15 protein-coding genes are annotated in these 16,969 nt (G+C 66.8%); all 15 read left to right on the plus strand.

The genetic code is table 11. The features are described 5' to 3' along the window. The first annotated feature begins 49 nt into the window (after positions 1-49). The 15 genes from AZC_RS13560 (at position 50) to AZC_RS25520 (ending at position 16,766) form a co-directional block, all read left to right on the plus strand. A complete protein-coding gene (locus tag AZC_RS13560) occupies positions 50-1,483 on the plus strand; it encodes an Asp-tRNA(Asn)/Glu-tRNA(Gln) amidotransferase GatCAB subunit A (RefSeq protein WP_012171147.1) in 1,434 nt (477 codons plus the stop codon). 70 nt (positions 1,484-1,553) lie between these two features. Further along, entirely contained in the window at positions 1,554-1,772 is a 219-nt protein-coding gene (locus AZC_RS13565; RefSeq protein WP_043879349.1) for a hypothetical protein, read from the plus strand. 3 nt (positions 1,773-1,775) lie between these two features. Beyond that, positions 1,776-3,203: an amidase gene (locus AZC_RS13570; protein WP_012171148.1), complete on the plus strand. Its 1,428-nt coding sequence runs from the start codon at positions 1,776-1,778 to the stop codon at positions 3,201-3,203. Between the two features lie 98 nt (positions 3,204-3,301). Then, positions 3,302-4,933: an ABC transporter substrate-binding protein gene (locus AZC_RS13575; protein ID WP_081433988.1), complete on the plus strand. Its 1,632-nt coding sequence runs from the start codon at positions 3,302-3,304 to the stop codon at positions 4,931-4,933. A 131-nt stretch (positions 4,934-5,064) separates the two neighbouring features. Next, entirely contained in the window at positions 5,065-6,696 is a 1,632-nt protein-coding gene (locus AZC_RS13580) for an ABC transporter substrate-binding protein (RefSeq protein ID WP_081433989.1), read from the plus strand. A 63-nt stretch (positions 6,697-6,759) separates the two neighbouring features. Continuing rightward, positions 6,760-7,713 (plus strand): ABC transporter permease, encoded by a 954-nt coding sequence (locus tag AZC_RS13585; protein ID WP_043879350.1) that lies wholly within the window; start codon positions 6,760-6,762, stop codon positions 7,711-7,713. Between the two features lie 13 nt (positions 7,714-7,726). Then, on the plus strand, positions 7,727-8,629 hold the full coding sequence (locus tag AZC_RS13590) for an ABC transporter permease (RefSeq protein WP_012171152.1): 903 nt from the start codon (positions 7,727-7,729) through the stop codon (positions 8,627-8,629). A gap of 49 nt (positions 8,630-8,678) precedes the next feature. Next, complete coding sequence (locus tag AZC_RS13595) at positions 8,679-9,743, plus strand: ABC transporter ATP-binding protein (RefSeq protein ID WP_043879351.1); 1,065 nt, start codon at positions 8,679-8,681, stop codon at positions 9,741-9,743. Then, positions 9,740-10,765 (plus strand): ABC transporter ATP-binding protein, encoded by a 1,026-nt coding sequence (locus AZC_RS13600; RefSeq protein ID WP_012171154.1) that lies wholly within the window; start codon positions 9,740-9,742, stop codon positions 10,763-10,765. Before AZC_RS13595 ends, AZC_RS13600 begins: the two co-directional genes overlap by 4 nt. 11 nt (positions 10,766-10,776) lie before the next feature. Beyond that, complete coding sequence (locus AZC_RS13605; protein ID WP_012171155.1) at positions 10,777-11,877, plus strand: AbrB family transcriptional regulator; 1,101 nt, start codon at positions 10,777-10,779, stop codon at positions 11,875-11,877. 10 nt (positions 11,878-11,887) lie between these two features. After that, on the plus strand, positions 11,888-13,327 hold the full coding sequence (locus tag AZC_RS13610) for an amidase (protein ID WP_012171156.1): 1,440 nt from the start codon (positions 11,888-11,890) through the stop codon (positions 13,325-13,327). 15 nt (positions 13,328-13,342) lie between these two features. Then, positions 13,343-13,552 carry a hypothetical protein gene (locus tag AZC_RS13615; protein ID WP_043879352.1) on the plus strand — a complete coding sequence of 70 codons (210 nt, stop codon included), beginning with the start codon at positions 13,343-13,345 and terminating at the stop codon, positions 13,550-13,552. Further along, positions 13,549-14,877: an amidase gene (locus AZC_RS13620; RefSeq protein ID WP_012171157.1), complete on the plus strand. Its 1,329-nt coding sequence runs from the start codon at positions 13,549-13,551 to the stop codon at positions 14,875-14,877. Before AZC_RS13615 ends, AZC_RS13620 begins: the two co-directional genes overlap by 4 nt. Before the next feature lie 30 nt (positions 14,878-14,907). Further along, a complete protein-coding gene (locus AZC_RS13625) occupies positions 14,908-16,218 on the plus strand; it encodes an amidase (protein WP_012171158.1) in 1,311 nt (436 codons plus the stop codon). Positions 16,219-16,253: 35 nt separating this feature from the next. After that, the gene (locus tag AZC_RS25520) at positions 16,254-16,766 is read left to right on the plus strand and encodes a hypothetical protein (RefSeq protein ID WP_148209846.1); all 513 of its coding nucleotides are present in this window, start codon (positions 16,254-16,256) and stop codon (positions 16,764-16,766) included. Positions 16,767-16,969 lie beyond the last annotated feature (203 nt).

Below are 16,969 nucleotides of genomic sequence, written 5' to 3' on the forward strand. Positions count from 1 at the left end.
TGGCTGCGCATTACGAGATTGTATACAATATCGCGAAAGGTCGAAGCGCATGGCTGCTCTCGAACTCGCGGCGCGCGAACGCGTCGATGTCGGAGACACTGATCTCGTCACTGCGGGCGTCCTAGAACTCGGTCGAATGATCCGCACCGGCGAGACCTCCCCGGTCGAGATCACGAAGGCCTGCCTTTCCCGCATTGAGCGGATCGACAGCAAGCTGAACAGCTTCATTACGGTCACTGCGGAGGCGGCCCTCGCGCAGGCGGCCGCCGTAGAGGCCGAACTCGCCGCCGGTCTGGATCGCGGCCCCTTCCACGGCATACCCTACGCCCTGAAGGACAATGTCGATACGGCAGGCGTTCTGTCCTCCTCCCACTCCAGGATCTTCATCGATCGTGTCCCGCAGGAGAGCGCGACTGTGGCGCGCAAGCTGGAGGCGGCCGGCGGCATTCTCATCGGCAAGACGGCCACGTTCGAGTTCGCGATCGGCGGCCCATCCTTCGATCTGCCTTGGCCCCCGGCCCGGAATCCCTGGAACCCCGACTATCTGCCCGGAGGTTCCTCGTCCGGCTCCGGCGCTGCGGTGGGCGGTCGCCTCGTCCCGGCCGCCATCGGCACTGATACCGGCGGCTCCATCCGCTGGCCGGCTGCCATGTGCGGCATCACCGGGCTGAAGCCCACCTATGGGCGCATCAGCCGGCGCGGTGTTCATCCCAACACCTTTTCGCTGGACCATTGCGGACCCATGGCCCGCTCGGCGGCGGACTGCGCCGCCATGCTCGGTGCCTGCGCGGGCTATGATCCGCTCGATCCTGGTTCCATCGACGCGCCCGTGCCCGATTACACGGCTGCGCTCACGGGCTCCATCAAGGGCCTGCGGATCGGTCTCGTGCGCCATTGGTACGAGGAGGAGGCGACCGACGAGGTGATCGCCGCCGTGGATGATGCCGTGGAGGTGCTACGCCAGCTCGGCGCCGTGGTGGAACCGCTCACCCTCGATCCGCTGCGTGATTACGTCGACGCCAAGACCACCATTTCCATCACCGAGCTGTTCGCCGTGCATGAGGCGGACATCCGCTTCCGGCCGCAGGATTTCGGCCGGCTCTTGCGCAGTCGCGTCATGGTGGGCGGTCTCGTCCGCGCGGAGGATTATGTCCAGGCCATGCGCTGGCGCGCGGAGCTCTCCACGCGCATGATGGCCGCCTTCTCGCGTTATGATCTTCTGGTCACCGCCGGCTGGATGGCGCCCGCCGATCCGGCGGTGCCCGACGGCGTCGATTTCTTCAAGAAGCGTCAGCTCGTCACCATGCCCTTCAGCCTTGCGGGGCTCCCGGCGCTTGCCCTGCCGTGCGGGTTTTCCAGCAAGGGCCTGCCGCTCTCGCTGCAGATCGCCGGTCGGCCGTTCGATGAGGCCACTGTCTTGCGCGCCGGAGATGCCTACCAGCAGGCCACCGAATGGCACCTTGCTGTGCCGAACCTCGACTGACCACCCGACCGACGCGCACCGCGAGGACGCCAGCGTCCTCCCCTGTCATCGAACGGAGCCCAAGACGGCCATGAGCATCCCCGTTCCACCTCGTCCCGCCACCCGCGAAGAGATTGCGGTGCTCGCCCGCCAGGCGGGCCTCGACCTGCCACCGGACATCTTCGAGGAGCTCGTCGAAGCCTATGGCAACATCGAGCCCATGCTGATGCGCCTGCGGCGGGGCCGAGACCGGGCTGACGAGCCGGCGCATGTATTTGATCCGCGCAAGTTCATGCCGCAGACGGCCTGAGCCATGAGCGCGCTCCATGAAATGACCATCGCCGAGGCCGGCCGGCAGTTTCGAGCCGGCACGCTGTCGCCGGTGGACCTGACCGAAGCCTTTCTGGCGCGCATGGATGCGCTCGATGGCGCCCTCAACAGTTTCATCACCATCACGGCGGAGCGGGCCCGCACGGAGGCAAAGGACGCCGAAACGCTGTTTGCACGGGGCGTCGACAAGGGCCCCATGCAAGGCGCTCCCTACGGTTTGAAGGACATTTACGACACGGCCGGCGTTCGCACCACCGCCCATTCAAAGCTGCTGGAGCACCACGTCCCGACGGAGGACTGCACGGTACAGGCGAAGCTGCGGGCCGGCGGCGGCGTGTTGCTGGGCAAGCAGGCCACTTGGGAATTCGCCATGGGCGGCCCCTCGTTCGACCTGCCTTGGCCGCCAGCGCGCAATCCGTGGGACCTCGCTCGCTCGCCCCTGGGTTCATCCAGCGGCGCGGGTGCCTCCATCGCGGCAGGCCTCTGTCCGGCTGCAACAGGCAGGGATACCGGCGGCTCGATCCGTATGCCCGCGGCTGCCTGCGGGATCGCCGGTCTCAAGCCAACCTATGGGCTGGTCAGCCGTCGGGGCGTGCAGCCCAACTCCTATTCTTTTGACCATTGCGGCCCGATGGCCTGGACGGTGGAAGACTGCGCTCTGATGCTCGGCGTCATGGCCGGGCACGATCCGCTTGACCCCGCATCCATCGCCTTTCCCGCCGAGGACTATGCCGCCTGGCTCTTCACGCCCGTTGCCGGGCTGCGGATCGGCGTGGTGCGCCACTGGTACGAGGACGAGCTGGAAGCGGCACCGGCGGTGGTCGCCGCCATGGATGCAAGCATCGCGCTGTTCCACCGCCTCGGTTGCCACATCAGCGAGGTGCGCCTTCCCAGCCTGCGCACCTTCACGGATTCCAAGATGCCGCTCACGGCGGGCGAGATTTTCTCCCTGCATGAGATGGATCTGCGCACGCGGCCTCAGGATTTCGGCCGCTCCATGCGCTATCGCATCCTGCCCGGCGCCCTGCTGCGGGCGGAAGACTATGTTCAGGCCATGCGGGCACGCGCAGAGCTCACCGCGCAGGTGTTCGAGGTGATGAGGGAGGTCGATATCCTCCTCACGGCCACCAGCGCCCAGCCCGCCCCTCTCCTGCTGCCCGATGAGCCGCCCACCTTCTTCGGTGCGAAGGTGCCCTCGCTCACGGCCCAGTTCAACCTCACCGGCCAGCCGGCCCTGTCGCTTTGCAACGGCTTCGACGTCGCAGGCCTGCCGCTCGGCCTGCAGCTCGCTGGGCGACCGGGCGAAGACGCGCTTGTCCTGCGCCTCGGGGCTGCGTTCGAGCGGGAAACCGATTTCCGCCGCCACCGGCCGTCGCTGCACCAGCCGGAGGAGGCCATGGCCGCGCAATGATGATGAGTGGCCGCATAAGGCCGCCGCCGATCGGGGAACGCACGACGAGCCACCGGACAAGAGCAGGGAAGATTCCGTCAATGAACAGACGTTCGTTTATGCAGCTGCTTTCGGGCGCGTCTCTGACCGCCGTGTCCCTCATGGATACGGAACTCGGCCAGATGGTGGGCCTGGGCGCGGGTCCGGCGCAGGCCCAGAGCAAGCCCGGCGTGCTGCGGGTCGCCATGACCGCCGCAGACATCCCGCTCACCACCGGCCAGCCCAGCCAAGGCGCGGAAGGCATCCGCTTCATGGGCATCACGCTCTATGACGGCCTGACGCGCTGGGACCTCTCGAAGGCCGACCAGGCCGCGCAGGTCATCCCTGATCTTGCCGAAAGCTGGACCGTGAACCCGCAGGATCAGAAGGTCTGGACCTTCAAGCTGCGCAAGGGCGTCAAGTTCCACGACGGGTCCGACTTCAACGCCGATGCGGTGGTGTGGAACTTCGACAAACTGATGAAGCCCGACGCGCCGCAGTTCGATCAGGCCCAGTCCAATCAGGCCGCGTCCTACGATGCGAACATCGCCTCCTGGCGCAAGATCGACGATTATACGGTTGAGATCGCCACCAAGCGCGTGGACGCCGTGCTGATCTACAATCTCGCCGGTCTTTTCATGTCGAGCCCAAAGCGCTGGGAAGAGGTGGGCAAAGACTGGGCGAAGTTCGCCGAGAAGCCGTCCGGCACCGGGCCATGGATCCTGGAGAGCTTCAAGCCGCGCGAACGCGCCGAACTGGTGCGCAACACCGAACACTGGGACAAGACCCGCATCCCAAAGTCCGAACGGCTGATCCTGCTGCCCATGCCCGACGCCAACACCCGCGTCGCGGCCCTCCTCTCCGGGCAGGTCGACTGGATCGAGGCGCCGCCGCCGGATGCGGTGCCGCGCCTGAAGTCCCAGAAGATGCAGATCGTCACCAATCTCTATCCGCACATCTGGCCCTACCAGCTCTCTTACCTTGAGGATTCGCCGTTCAAGGACATTCGGATCCGCAAGGCGGCCAACCTCGCCATTGATCGCGACGGGATCGTGAAGATGCTCGGCGGCCTCGCCGCGCCTGCCAAGGGCATGGTCGACGAAAAGCACCCCTGGTTCGGCAAGCCCACCTTCGAGATCAAATATGATCCGGAAGGCGCCAAGAAACTGCTGAAGGACGCGGGCTACGGGCCGGACAAGCCGGTGAAGGCCAAGTTCATCATCTCACCCTCCGGCTCCGGCCAGATGCAGCCGCTGCCCATGAACGAGTTCATCAAGGAGAACTTCAAGGACGTCGGCATCGACCTCGAATTCGAGGTGCTGGACTGGGAAGCTCTGCGCGCCCGTCGCCGGCTTGGCGCCTGGGCCCCGGAGAACAAGGGCCGACACGGCATCAACAACAGCTGGGCCTACTGGGATCCGGATATCGGCCTCATCGGCACCGCCGCATCCTTTGCCAAGGTGCCAGGAGGCTTCAACTGGGGCGATTTCAACGACGCGAAGACGGACGAACTGTCCACCAAGGCCAAGGCCGCCTTCGATCCGGTCGAGCAGAACAAGATCCTCGCCGAGTTGCACAGCCACCTCGTGGATCAGGCCATGTGGATCTGGGTGGTGCATGACCTCAATCCCCGTGCCCTGCGTCCCAATGTGAAGGGCTTCGTGCAGGCGCAGAGCTGGTTCCAGGACCTGACCCCCGTCTCGGTGACCTGATGCGGTGAACCCGGCCGGCCTGCCGGCCGGGTCGCCACGATGCGTCCCGGCATCTGTGTCGCGGAAGGGCGAGCAGAGGCCACCCGAACCGAGCTCGAAGATGAGATCTTTCGATGAATAGACGCAGGTTCATGAAGCTGCTGTCGGGCGTGTCGCTCACCGCCATGACAGTTACCGCCGTGGAGCTCGCCGAGATGGCCGGTCCGCTGGTGGCACCGGCCTATGCCCAGAGCAAGCCAGGCGTGCTGCGTGTGGCGATGACCGCCGGTGACATTCCGCTTACCACTGGCCAGCCCAGCCAGGGTGGCGAAGGCGTCCGCTTCATGGGCATCACCGTCTATGATGGCCTGACCCGCTGGGATCTCTCGCACGCCGACCGGGCGCCGGTGATCGTGCCCGACCTTGCCGAGAGCTGGAGCGTCAGCGAAAGCGACCGGAAGGTCTGGACATTCAAGCTGCGCAAGGATGTGAAATTCCACGACGGCTCGGAGTTCACGGCCGATGCCGTGGTCTTCAATTTCGACAAGCTGCTGAGGAAGGACGCGCCCCAGTACGATCCCGCTCAGTCGGCACAGGGCTCGCTCTGGACCGGGCCGCTGGCGAGCTGGCGCAAGATCGACGACTACACGGTGGAGATCACCACCAAGCAGGTGGATGCGATCCTGCCCTACATGCTCGCCAACCTGTTCATGTCGAGCCCCAAGCGCTGGGAGGAGGTGGGCAAGGACTGGGCGAAGTTCGCCGAGAAGCCGTCCGGCACGGGGCCGTGGAAGCTTGTCGCCTTCAAGCCGCGCGAGCGTGCCGAACTGGTGCGCAACACCGAGCACTGGGACAAGAGCCGCATCCCGAAATCCGAGCAGTTGATCCTGTTCCCGATGCCCGACGCCAACACCCGCGCCGCGGCCCTGCTCTCCGGGCAGGTGGACTTCGTGGAAGCGCCGCCGCCGGACGTGATCCCGCGCCTCAAGGCGGCGAAGATGCAGATCGTCACCAACATCTATCCGCATGTTTGGCCCTACCAGATCAGCGTGCTGGAGGATTCCCCCTTCAAGGACATTCGGATCCGCAAGGCGGCCAACCTCGCCATTGATCGCGAGGGGCTGGTAAAGCTGCTGGGCGGCCTCGCCCTGCCGGCAAAGGGGCATGTGGACCCCGCTCATCCCTGGTTCGGCAAGCCCACCTTCGAGATCAAATACGACCCGGAACAGGCCATGGCCCTGCTCAAGGAGGCCGGCTACGGCCCGGACAAGCCGGTGCAGCTGAAGGTGATCATCTCGCCCTCCGGCTCCGGCCAGATGCAGCCGCTGGCCATGAACGAATTCATCAAGGAGAATTTCAAGGACGTCGGCATCGAAGTGGAATTCGAGGTGTTGGACTGGGAAGCTCTGCGGACCCGACGCCGCCTGGGCGCCTGGGCGCCGGAGAACAAGGGCCGGCACGGCATCAACAATTCCTTTGCCTATTGGGATCCGGACATCGGTCTCGTCAGCACCGCGTCCTCGGACGCCAAGGTGCCGTTCGGCTTCAACTGGGGCGGCTACAGCAATCCCAAGGCCGATGCCCTCGCCAAGCGGGCCAAGGAGACCTTCGATCTTGAGGCGCAGAACCGCATTCTCGCCGAACTGCATGGTGTCATCGTCGACGACGCCATGTGGATCTGGATGGTGCACGACCTCAATCCCCGCGCCCTGCGGCCCAATGTGAAGGGGTTCGTGCAGGCGCAAAGCTGGTTCCAGGATCTCACCCCCGTCATCGTCGAGTAGCGCGCCCCCTTGCAACGGCGGCGCCCCGCCCGGGTCGCCGCCGCAGACCGGAAAGCCGATCCCATGCTCGTCTATGTGCTGCGCCGCATTCTCTACACGGTTCCGATCGCCCTGGGCGTCTCGCTCGTGTGTTTCGCGCTGATCCATCTGGCACCCGGCGACCCCTTGAGCGCCATCATCCCGGAAGGCGCCTCGCCCGAGACCGTGGCACAGGTGCGGGCGGCCTACGGCTTCGACCGGCCGCTGCCGGTGCAGTATCTGAAATGGCTCCAGCACGTGGTGATGGGCGATTTCGGCAATTCCATCATGACCCAACGCCCGGTCATGGCCGAGGTGCTGCCGGCGCTTGCCAACACGCTCATGCTCGCCGCCGCCGCCGTCCTGTTCGGCTTTGCCGCCGGGTGCCTGCTGGGGGTCGTCTCGGGCTATCTGGCCGGCAAGCCCACCGACAAGGCGGTCACCGCCGTTTCCATCACCGGCGTCTCCATTCCACACTATTGGCTGGGCATGGTGCTGATGGTGATCTTCGCGGTGGAGCTGAACCTGCTTCCCGCCACCGGCATGGGCGAGGGCGGCTCAGGCGCCTTCGGCTTCGGCTGGGACAGCCTGCAATATCTCATCCTGCCCGCTCTCACCCTGTCGGTCATTCCGGCGGGCATCATCGCCCGCTCCGTGCGCGGCACCATCGCCGAGGTGCGCAAGCAGGATTTCATGCAGACCCTGCACGCCAAGGGCCTGCCCGGCCGCCGCATCTTCGTGCATGTGGTCAAGAATGCCTTGCCCGCCGTGCTGGCGGTGATGGGCCTCCAGCTCGCGCAGCTGCTGGGGGGATCGATCCTCGTGGAGACGGTGTTCTCCTGGCCGGGTACGGGTTTCTTGCTCAACAACGCCATCTTCACCCGCGACCTGCCGGTGCTGCAGGGCACGATCCTCGTGCTGGCGATGTTCTTCGTGCTCATCAATCTCGCCGTCGACGTGGTGCAGACCGCCGTCGATCCCCGCATCAAGCGCGCCTGAGGGAGAGCCACCCATGTCCCAGCCCGCCATCGCCCTCGCCGGCGCCAAGGCCGCCACCAAGGGCAAGCGCCCCGCCACCCGCAGCTTCTGGCGCAATGTCGGCCGTCGCCTGCTGCGCGACCCGGTGAGCATGGTGTGCCTCACCCTCCTGCTGCTGATCGTGCTCGCGGCAATCTTCGCCCCCTATGTGGCCCCGCACGATCCCTATCGCACCAGCATGGCCCGCCGCCTGATCGCGCCGGGCGATGCGCGCTATTGGCTGGGCACGGACGAGCTCGGCCGCGATCTGCTGTCGCGCCTCATCTATGGCGGCCGACTCTCGCTCTTCATGGGCTTCGCCCCGGTGCTGATTGCCACCGCCATCGGCGGCCTGCTCGGCATCATCGCGGGTTATGTCGGCGGAGCGCTCAACATGCTGATCATGCGCGTGATCGACGTGTTCTATGCCTTCCCGTCCGTGCTGCTGGCAGTCGCCATCTCCGGGGTGCTCGGGGCAGGCATCGGCAACACCATCTTCTCGTTGACGCTGGTCTTCATTCCGCCCGTTGCCCGCGTGGCCGAAAGCGTGGCGACCCAGATGCGCAACCAGGATTTCGTCGAGGCCGCCCGCGCCACCGGGGCCGCCAACTGGCGCATCGTCCTCGCCCATGTGGTGCCCAACGTCACGGGCCCCATCCTGAGCTACGCCTCAAGCCTCATCAGCGTCTCCATCGTGCTCGCCGCCGGTCTCTCCTTCCTCGGCCTCGGCATCACGCCGCCGGAGCCGGAATGGGGCCTGATGCTGAACACGCTGCGCCAGTCCATCTATGTGGCGCCGCTCAACGCCATCCTGCCGGGTGTGATGATCTTCATCACCTCCATGTGCTTCAACCTCATGAGCGACGGCCTGCGCAGCGCCATGGACGTGAAGCAGTGAGGGCATCCGCATGACCCCCTCCCCCCTTTCCCCGAAACACGGTGTCGCCATGGCCGCCATTCCCAACGACGTCGATCCGCGCGATCGCGGCGGCCCCGCCCAACCCCTGCTGATCGTCGAGGGCCTGAAGAAGCATTTTCCCATCCGCGGTGGTTTGCTGGGCCGGCCACAGGCGTGGGTACAAGCCGTCGACGGGGTCGACCTCACGGTGGCCAAGGGCGAGACGCTGGGCATCGTCGGCGAGAGCGGCTGCGGCAAGTCCACCACCGCCCGCCTGCTGATGCACCTCATGACGCCTGACGCCGGAGATGTGATCTTCGACGGCGATCTCGTGGGCGCCATGCGGGGCCTCTCCGTGCGCGATCTGCGCCGGCAGATGCAGATGGTGTTCCAGGATAGCTATTCCTCGCTCAACCCGCGCATGACCATCGAGGATTCCATTGCCTTCGGCCTGATCTCGCAGGGCAAGGGGCAAAAGGAGGCCAAGACCCGCGCCGCGTCCATGCTGCGCATGGTGGGCCTGACGCCGGACCTGTTCGCCCCGCGCTATCCGCATGAGCTCTCCGGCGGCCAGCGCCAGCGCGTGAACATCGCCCGTGCCCTGACCATGGGCCCACGCCTGCTGATCCTCGACGAGGCGGTCTCAGCCCTCGACAAATCGGTGGAGGCGCAGGTGCTCAACCTGCTGCAGGAGCTCAAGCAGAAGCTGGAGCTGACCTACATTTTCATCTCCCACGATCTGAACGTGATCCAGTACATCAGCGACCGGGTCATGGTGATGTATCTGGGCAAGGCGGTGGAGATCGGCCCGGTGGACGAGATCTACCGCTCGCCCAAGCACCCCTACACGCGCGCCCTGCTCAACTCGCGCCCCTCCATGGACCCGCGCAGGCGCATGGCAGCGCCCCCTCTGTCCGGCGATCCACCCAACCCCATCAATCCGCCCAGCGGCTGCCGCTTCCGCACGCGGTGCCCGATCGCCGAGGCGGTGTGCAGCGCCGTCGCGCCCGCGCTGGAAGCGGCGGATGGCGAGGCCGCGCATCCCGTGGCCTGCCACGCCCACCGTGCCGGTTCCGGCCACACCGCCGCCCCTTCGGAAGGAGCCGTCCATTGAGCAGCCAAGCCAGCGCCGCAGACGCCCCTCTGGTGGAGGTCGAGAACCTCACCGTCCGCTTCACCGGCCGTGATCTCGACGTCAGCGTGGTCAATGGCGTGTCTTTCACGCTGGACCGTGGCTCCTCGCTCTGCATCCTCGGGGAGTCCGGCTCCGGCAAGAGCGTGACCATGCGGGCATTGATGCGCCTGTTTCCGCCCACCGCCCGGCTGGAGGGGAAGGTGCGCGTGGACGGCATCGACGTGCTGGCGCTCGAGGACCATCAGCTGCGTCGCATCCGGGGCGGGCTGATCTCGATGATTTTCCAGGAGCCCATGACGGCCCTCGATCCGGTATTCACCATCGGCCAGCAGATCGGCGAAACGCTCGTTTATCACGAGGGCATCTCCTATCGCGCCGCTTATGCCCGGGCGCTTCAGTTGCTGGAGCTCGTTCAGGTGCCTTCCGCCAAGCGGCGGCTCGAGGCCTATCCTCACGAACTGTCCGGCGGCCTGCGCCAGCGCGCGATGATCGCGCTCGCCCTCGCCTGCCAACCCAAGCTGCTGCTGGCCGACGAGCCCACCACCGCGCTCGACGCCACGGTGCAGATCCAGATCCTCCTCCTGCTGCGGGAAATCCAGCGCGAGATGGGCATGGCGACCATCTTCGTCACCCACGATCTCGGTGTGGCCTGCGAGGTCGCGGACAAGATCGCCGTCATGTATGCGGGGAAGTTCGTGGAGAGCGGCTCTGTCGAGCAGGTAATCGACAGCCCCCGCCACCCCTATACGCAAGGGCTGATGAACTCCACCATCCATGCCGACATGCGCGGGGTGGCGCTCGACCCCATTCCTGGCGCACCGCCGGATCTCGCCGACCTGCCGCCCGGCTGCCCCTTCGCGCCCCGCTGCGCGGCGGCGCGCGAACCATGCCTGGAACAGGCGCCTGAGCTCACCCTGCTGCCCGGCGGCCAGAAGGCGCGCTGCCTGCAGTATGAGGCGGGAGCAGCCTTCACGCAGGCCCCGCTCCTCAAGGCCAGCTGAACCGCGCGAAGATGAAGCCCTCCCCCTCCTTCAACCGGGCATCGCTCGGACGGGTCGCGCTCGGCCTCGCCATCGGGCTTGTCGGCGGCTGCCTGTTTGCATGGATCCGCACGCCGCTGCCGTGGATCATCGGCCCCATCATCTGCTGCGGGTTCGCAACCTTCCTCGGCCTGCCGCTGAAAGCGTCCAGCGAGGGCCGCATTGTTGGAATGCTGGTGCTCGGCGTCGCACTCGGCCTCTACTTCACGCCAGAAGCAGCTATCGCCGTCCTCGCCCATCTGCCGGTCATCATCGCGGCCAGCGGCACCACCTTGGTGGTGGGCGCCGCAGCCAGCTTTCTGCTGGCACGAACGGCCCGCATCGACCATGTGACCGCCTTCTTCTGCAGCGTGCCCGGCGGCGTGGCCGAGATGAGCATGGTCGGCGAACGCTTCGGCGGCCGCCCGATGCCCATCGCGGTGACGCAGCTGTTGCGGGTTGTCAGCGTGACCATCCTCATTCCCACGACGCTGACACTGCTGGGTGCCGGCGGCAGCAGCACGAGTGCGCTCGGCGCCCTGCCCTTCTCGCCCACCGGCCTTGCTGTCTCACTCTGTCTCGCCTTTGCCTTCTCCGCGCTGCTCGCCCGCTTCCGCTTCCGCAACGCCTGGCTGCTCGGCCCGATGGCGGTCGGCTGCGTGCTTGGCCTGTCGGAGGCCGGGCTGTCCTCGGTCCCGCCGTGGCTTACGGCGGTGGGCCAGGTGCTGATGGGCGCCCACATCGGCGCCCAGTTCGACCGTGCACTCATTACCAGCATGTGGCGCTTCATCCCCGCCGCGCTGATCAATCTCGGGGTTCTCATGGCCGGTTGCGCCGGCGTTGGCGTACTGGTGGCCTATGTGTCGGGCATCTCGCCGGGCAACATGGTGCTCGCCACCTCGCCCGGCGGCGTGACCGAAATGTGCATCACCGCCAAGGTGCTGCACCTCGACGTGCCGATCGTGGTCGCCTTCCACATCGTCCGCATCTTCCTCGTCATCCTGTCGGCGCCCTACCTGTTCCGCCTGCTCCGGGCGACGGGCGTAATGCCGATGCCCCCCACGCACGCCGCCGCGCGCCTGCCGGCCGAATGAGAGGTGTTTCATGAACGGGCCGAGCACCACGGCAGCCTTCAGCGAAGCCGCCACACCGCTGCATTTCCTAAGCATCACCGAGGCCTCGCGGCTCATCGGTTCCGGCCGGCTGTCGCCGGTCACGCTCGTGGAGGCCTTCCTCGCCCGCATCGAGGCCATCGATGCGCGGCTCAAGAGCTACATCACGATCACCCGAGCTCGCGCGCTGGCAGCTGCAAAAATCGCCGAGGCAGAGATTGCCGCCGGCCGCTGGAAGGGGCCGCTGCACGGCATCCCCTTCGCGGTGAAGGACAATTACCACGTGGCCGGCCTGCCCACCACTGGCGGCTCGCGCCTCATGCTCCATCACGTGGCCGATGCAACCTCCACGGCCGTGGCGCGGCTGGAAGCGGCGGGCGCGATCCTGCTCGGCAAGCTCAACACCTGGGAATATGGCACCGGCAATGGCGGCGTCTACCATGACCTGCCCTTCGAGGTGGCACGCAATCCCTGGGATCTCGCCTGCTTCACCGGCGGCTCCTCCACCGGTGCGGGTGCTGCCGTTGCGGCAGGCACCGCCATGTTCGCCCTCGGCTCGGATACCGGCGGCTCCATCCGCCTGCCAGCCGCAGCCTGCGGCCTCCAGGGCTTCAAGGCCACCTTCGGTCGCGTCAGCCGCGCCCACTGCCTGCCCAATTGCTGGACGCTCGACCACACCGGCCCGCTCACCTGGACGGTGGAGGACAATGCCATCGTCATGCAGGCCATCTCCGGCTTCGATCCGGGGGATCCCTCCGCCGCCGACGTGCCCGTGCCGGATTATCGCAAGAACCTGCATGCGGGCGTGAAGGGGCTGGTGATCGGCTTCGTCCGCGACCTCGGCCCGGAAGGGGCAGCTCTTGATGCCGCCAATGCGGCAGCGCTGCAGGAGGCGGCCCGCGTACTGGAGGCACAGGGCGCCATCATCCGCGAGGTCACCCTGCCGGCCCCTCTGGCGCAGTACCGGGCGGTGACAAAGGTGATCAACTGGTCGGAATCCTATTCCATCCATGAGCAGGATTTTCTGGAGCGTAGCGCCCTCATGGGGCAGGCCCTGCGTGAGAAGATGATGTCGGGCTTCACGGTCCGCGCCGCCGATTATCTCGCCGCCACCCGCCTGCGCCGCTCCCTCGTGGACACCACCGACGCGCTGGTGCGCTCCTGCGACGCCCTTCTGATCGCAGGCGCCTTCCATGTGGCCCCGCGCTTTGATGCGCCGGACACCATCACCCCCTTCACCGCGGACACGGCCACCACGGTGTTCAACGTGACCGGCCATCCAGCCCTGTCGATCTGCACCGGCTTTGACGCCAGTGGCCTGCCTCTGAATGCCCAGATCGTCGGCCGCTTCTTCGACGAAGAGACCGTGCTGCGCGTGGCCCAGTCCTACGAGGCCGCCACCCCGTGGCGCGCCCGTCGGCCGACGCTGTGAACCCGGGAGCGACCCATGTCAGACCTCCAGACGCCGACCCTTGAAGGAATCCGCCTCTATGCCGCGCGACACGGGCTGAAGGATCTGCCGGATGACCAGTTCGCGCGCCTTGCCGAGCTCGCACAGACCGTGCGCGCGGCGGGCCTCGCCCTGCCGCGCCAGCCCTCGAAGGAAGACGAACCCGCCCATCTCTTCACCATGACGGCCCCGCGAGGCACCAAATGAGCACGACCGCCCCCTGCTTCCTCACCGCCGCGCAGGCCGCCGCCCGGATCAAGGCCGGCACGCTGACCAGCGAGGCTTTGATCCGCTCCTGCCTCGAGCGCATCGGGGCGCGCGACCCTGCCGTAAAGGCATGGCTCCATGTGGACCCGGACCTGGCCATCCGGCAGGCGCGCGAGCTGGACAAGCGCCCGCCCGCGGGGCCGCTCCACGGCATCCCCTTCGGCGTGAAGGACATCATGGACACGGCGGATATGCCGACCACGTACAATTCCCAGGAATGGCAGGACCACCGGCCGACGCGGGATGCGGCCTGCGTAAACATTGTCCGCCAGGCCGGCGCCGTGATCCTCGGCAAGACCGACACGGTGGAATTCGCCTTCAACTCCCGCAAGGCCGCGAGCCGCAACCCCTACAATCTCGCCCACACGCCCGGCGGCTCCTCCTCCGGCTCCGGAGCGGCGGTGGGCGACTATCAGGTGCAGTGCGCCTTCGGCACCCAGACCGCCGGCTCCCACATTCGCCCCGCCTCCTTCAACGGCATCTATGCCATCAAGCCCAGTTGGGGCACGGTGAGCCGCGAAGGCGTGCACATGATATCCGCCATCCTCGACACGGTGGGCTGGTATGGCCGCAGCGTGGACGATCTGATCCTCGGCGCGCAGGCCTTCCGCCTGCCGGGCATGGAGAGCCTCGCCGCCCGGGGCGTGAAGGGACTGAAGATCGGCTATTGCGAGACGCCCTATTGGTCGCGCGCCGAGACCGGCGCCCGCAAAGCCATGGCCGTGGCCGTCGAGCGGCTGCAGCGGGCGGGCGTCATCGTCGAGGAAATCGCGCTCCCGGCGCATTTCGCGGACATAGCCGAAGCCCACACGATGATCATGTTCGGAGACGGGCGCGTCGCGCTCTATGACGAATATCTGCGACAGGGCGGTCGTCTCCACCCCGAACTGAAGCTCACCGTCGAGAACGGGCGCGGCGTGACGCCCGAGACGCTCGTCGCGGCCTATGACCTCGCCGACACCTGCCGCATGGAATTCGATGCCATCGCAGCGGGTTATGACGCAGTGCTCGCGCCGGCTGCCACGGGCGAGGCCCCGAAGGGTCTCCACACGGTGGGCGACTGGATCTTCAACGGCCTGTGGACCCTGCTGCACACGCCCTGCGTGGCCATCCCCTCAGTGCTGGGCGACATCGGCCTGCCCGTGGGCGTCCAGTTGGTCGGTGGCCGTCTCTCCGACGCCCGCCTCCTGGCCGTCGCGCAGTCTCTTCAGCCGGTGCTGGACGATTTCGCCGACACCCGCGCCACCCTGCTCGCCGCCGCCTGAACATTCGCGCACATCGGAAAGGGAATACCCATGGAACCCTGTTTCCTGACCGCCGCCGAGGCGGCCTCTGCCATACGGGCCGGCACACTCACCAGCGAAGCGCTGCTCCGCTCCTGCATCGCCCGCATCGAGGCGCGCGACCCGGTCGTGAAGGCCTGGCTCTATCTGGATAAAGCCAAGGCGATCGCCACCGCCCGGGAACTGGACAAGCGCCCGCCCATGGGGCCTCTGCACGGCCTGCCCATCGGCGTGAAGGACATGATCGACACCGCCGACATGCCCACCACCTACAACTCCCCGGTGTTCCAGGACTATCGTCCGGCCCGCGACGCCGCCTGCGTGGCGGTGGCGCGCTATTCCGGCGCCGTGATCCTCGGCAAGACAGACACGGTGGAATTCGCCGCGGCCGGCCGCCGCGCCGCCACCCGCAACCCGAAGAACCCCGCCCACACGCCGGGCGGCTCGTCCTCCGGCTCGGGCGCCGCGGTGGGCGACCGGCAGGTGCAGCTGGCCTTCGGCACCCAGACCGGCGGCTCGCACATCCGCCCGGCATCCTTCAATGGCATCTATGGGATGAAGCCAACCTGGGGCACCGTCAGCCGGGAGGGCGCCAAGCAGTATGCCAACATGCTGGACACCATCGGCTGGTATGGCCGCTCGGTCGCAGATCTGGCCCTTGTGGGCTCCGCCTTCCGCCTGCACGACGTGGGCGAGATCGGCATTCCCAGCGTCGCCGGGCTGAGGGTTGCCATCTGCCGGACGCCGTTCTGGGATCAGATCGAACCGGCCGGCGCCGCAGCTTTGGAGATCGCCAGCAAACGGCTTGAGAAGGCCGGAGCGAAGCTCATCGATCTCACCCTCCCGCCCGCCTTCGACGGCATGTTCGAAGCCCAGAACACCATCATGATGGCGGAGGGGCGCGCCTCGTTCCTGGACGTCGCGTTGGAGTTCGGCGAACGGCTGCACGTGGACTTTCATGACCGGGTGAACAATAAACTCGAGATAACGCCCGAGAACCTGCTCGCGGCCTACAATCTGGCCGCGGGATGCCGCAGGGCCTTCGAGGCGCTCTATGCCGATTTCGACGTGGTGCTCACCCCCGCCGCCCCGGGAGAGGCGCCGGAAGGCACGTACAACACCGGCAATCACATCTTTAACGCGATGTGGACGCTCCTTCACGTGCCCTGCCTCGGGATCCCCTGCACCACGGGCCCCACGGGCCTGCCGGTGGGCGTGCAGATCGTCGCCCCACGCTATGGTGACGCCCGGCTGCTGGCGCTGGGAGAAGCGATGGCGCCCATCATCGATGAGGAAACCGCGCTCTATGCGGTGGCGGCCTGATCCATCCGACGTACCACTATCCCGCAGCCGCCCCCGTGAACGGCTATTGCCTCGCCGCCACCCTCGCGCTGGCGGCGGATTATGGAGACGCATGTTCATCAACGGCCAGCCGTTGGCGGACGAGGCCCAGATCGCCGACCTGCGCCGCCGGCCACGCAAGAGAGAGCCGCTCGCCTTCGGCCTGGCCGCCCCCTTCATCGCCCTACGAGACCGAGAAGGAAGCGCAGGGTTATTATGGGCATCTGGCCGAGCTTGCCGCGAAGGATACCCAGATCCGGGCCGCGCAGAAGGCCAATATCGACGACAAGGTGGTGATGCTTAAGACCACCGCCAAGTCGCCCAGCCTCGGCACCATCGCGGCAAGGCGGCCGGTCTCGTGGGCAGTGGCGATCAGGTGGCTGAGCGCATACACGCCTTCAACCGTGCCGGCATCGAACGCTTCATGCTGCAATTCCAGCCGCTGCTTCCGGAACTGCGCGCGAAATCTTCCCGCGTATCGGCAAGACCACCCCCTTCGCGGCCCGCGCGGGGCCGTCATTGCCCGCTGAACGTACCCTCCGCCCGAGGATCCCATTGAGCCAAGCAGATCAGGCCCCGACGATAGTTCCAGCCACGCGCGCGACGGAACTCGTCCTCGACGCCTTCACGTCAGCTTAATGGCAAACTATCCCGCAGTCGCAGGACAGGAGCCGGCTCCAAGGGGGCGCGCCCCAATCATATCGGTGCACACAGGATCATCGCTTGCTGCCTG

The organism is Azorhizobium caulinodans ORS 571 (assembly GCF_000010525.1).
GTDB classification, from domain to species: Bacteria; Pseudomonadota; Alphaproteobacteria; order Rhizobiales; family Xanthobacteraceae; genus Azorhizobium; species Azorhizobium caulinodans.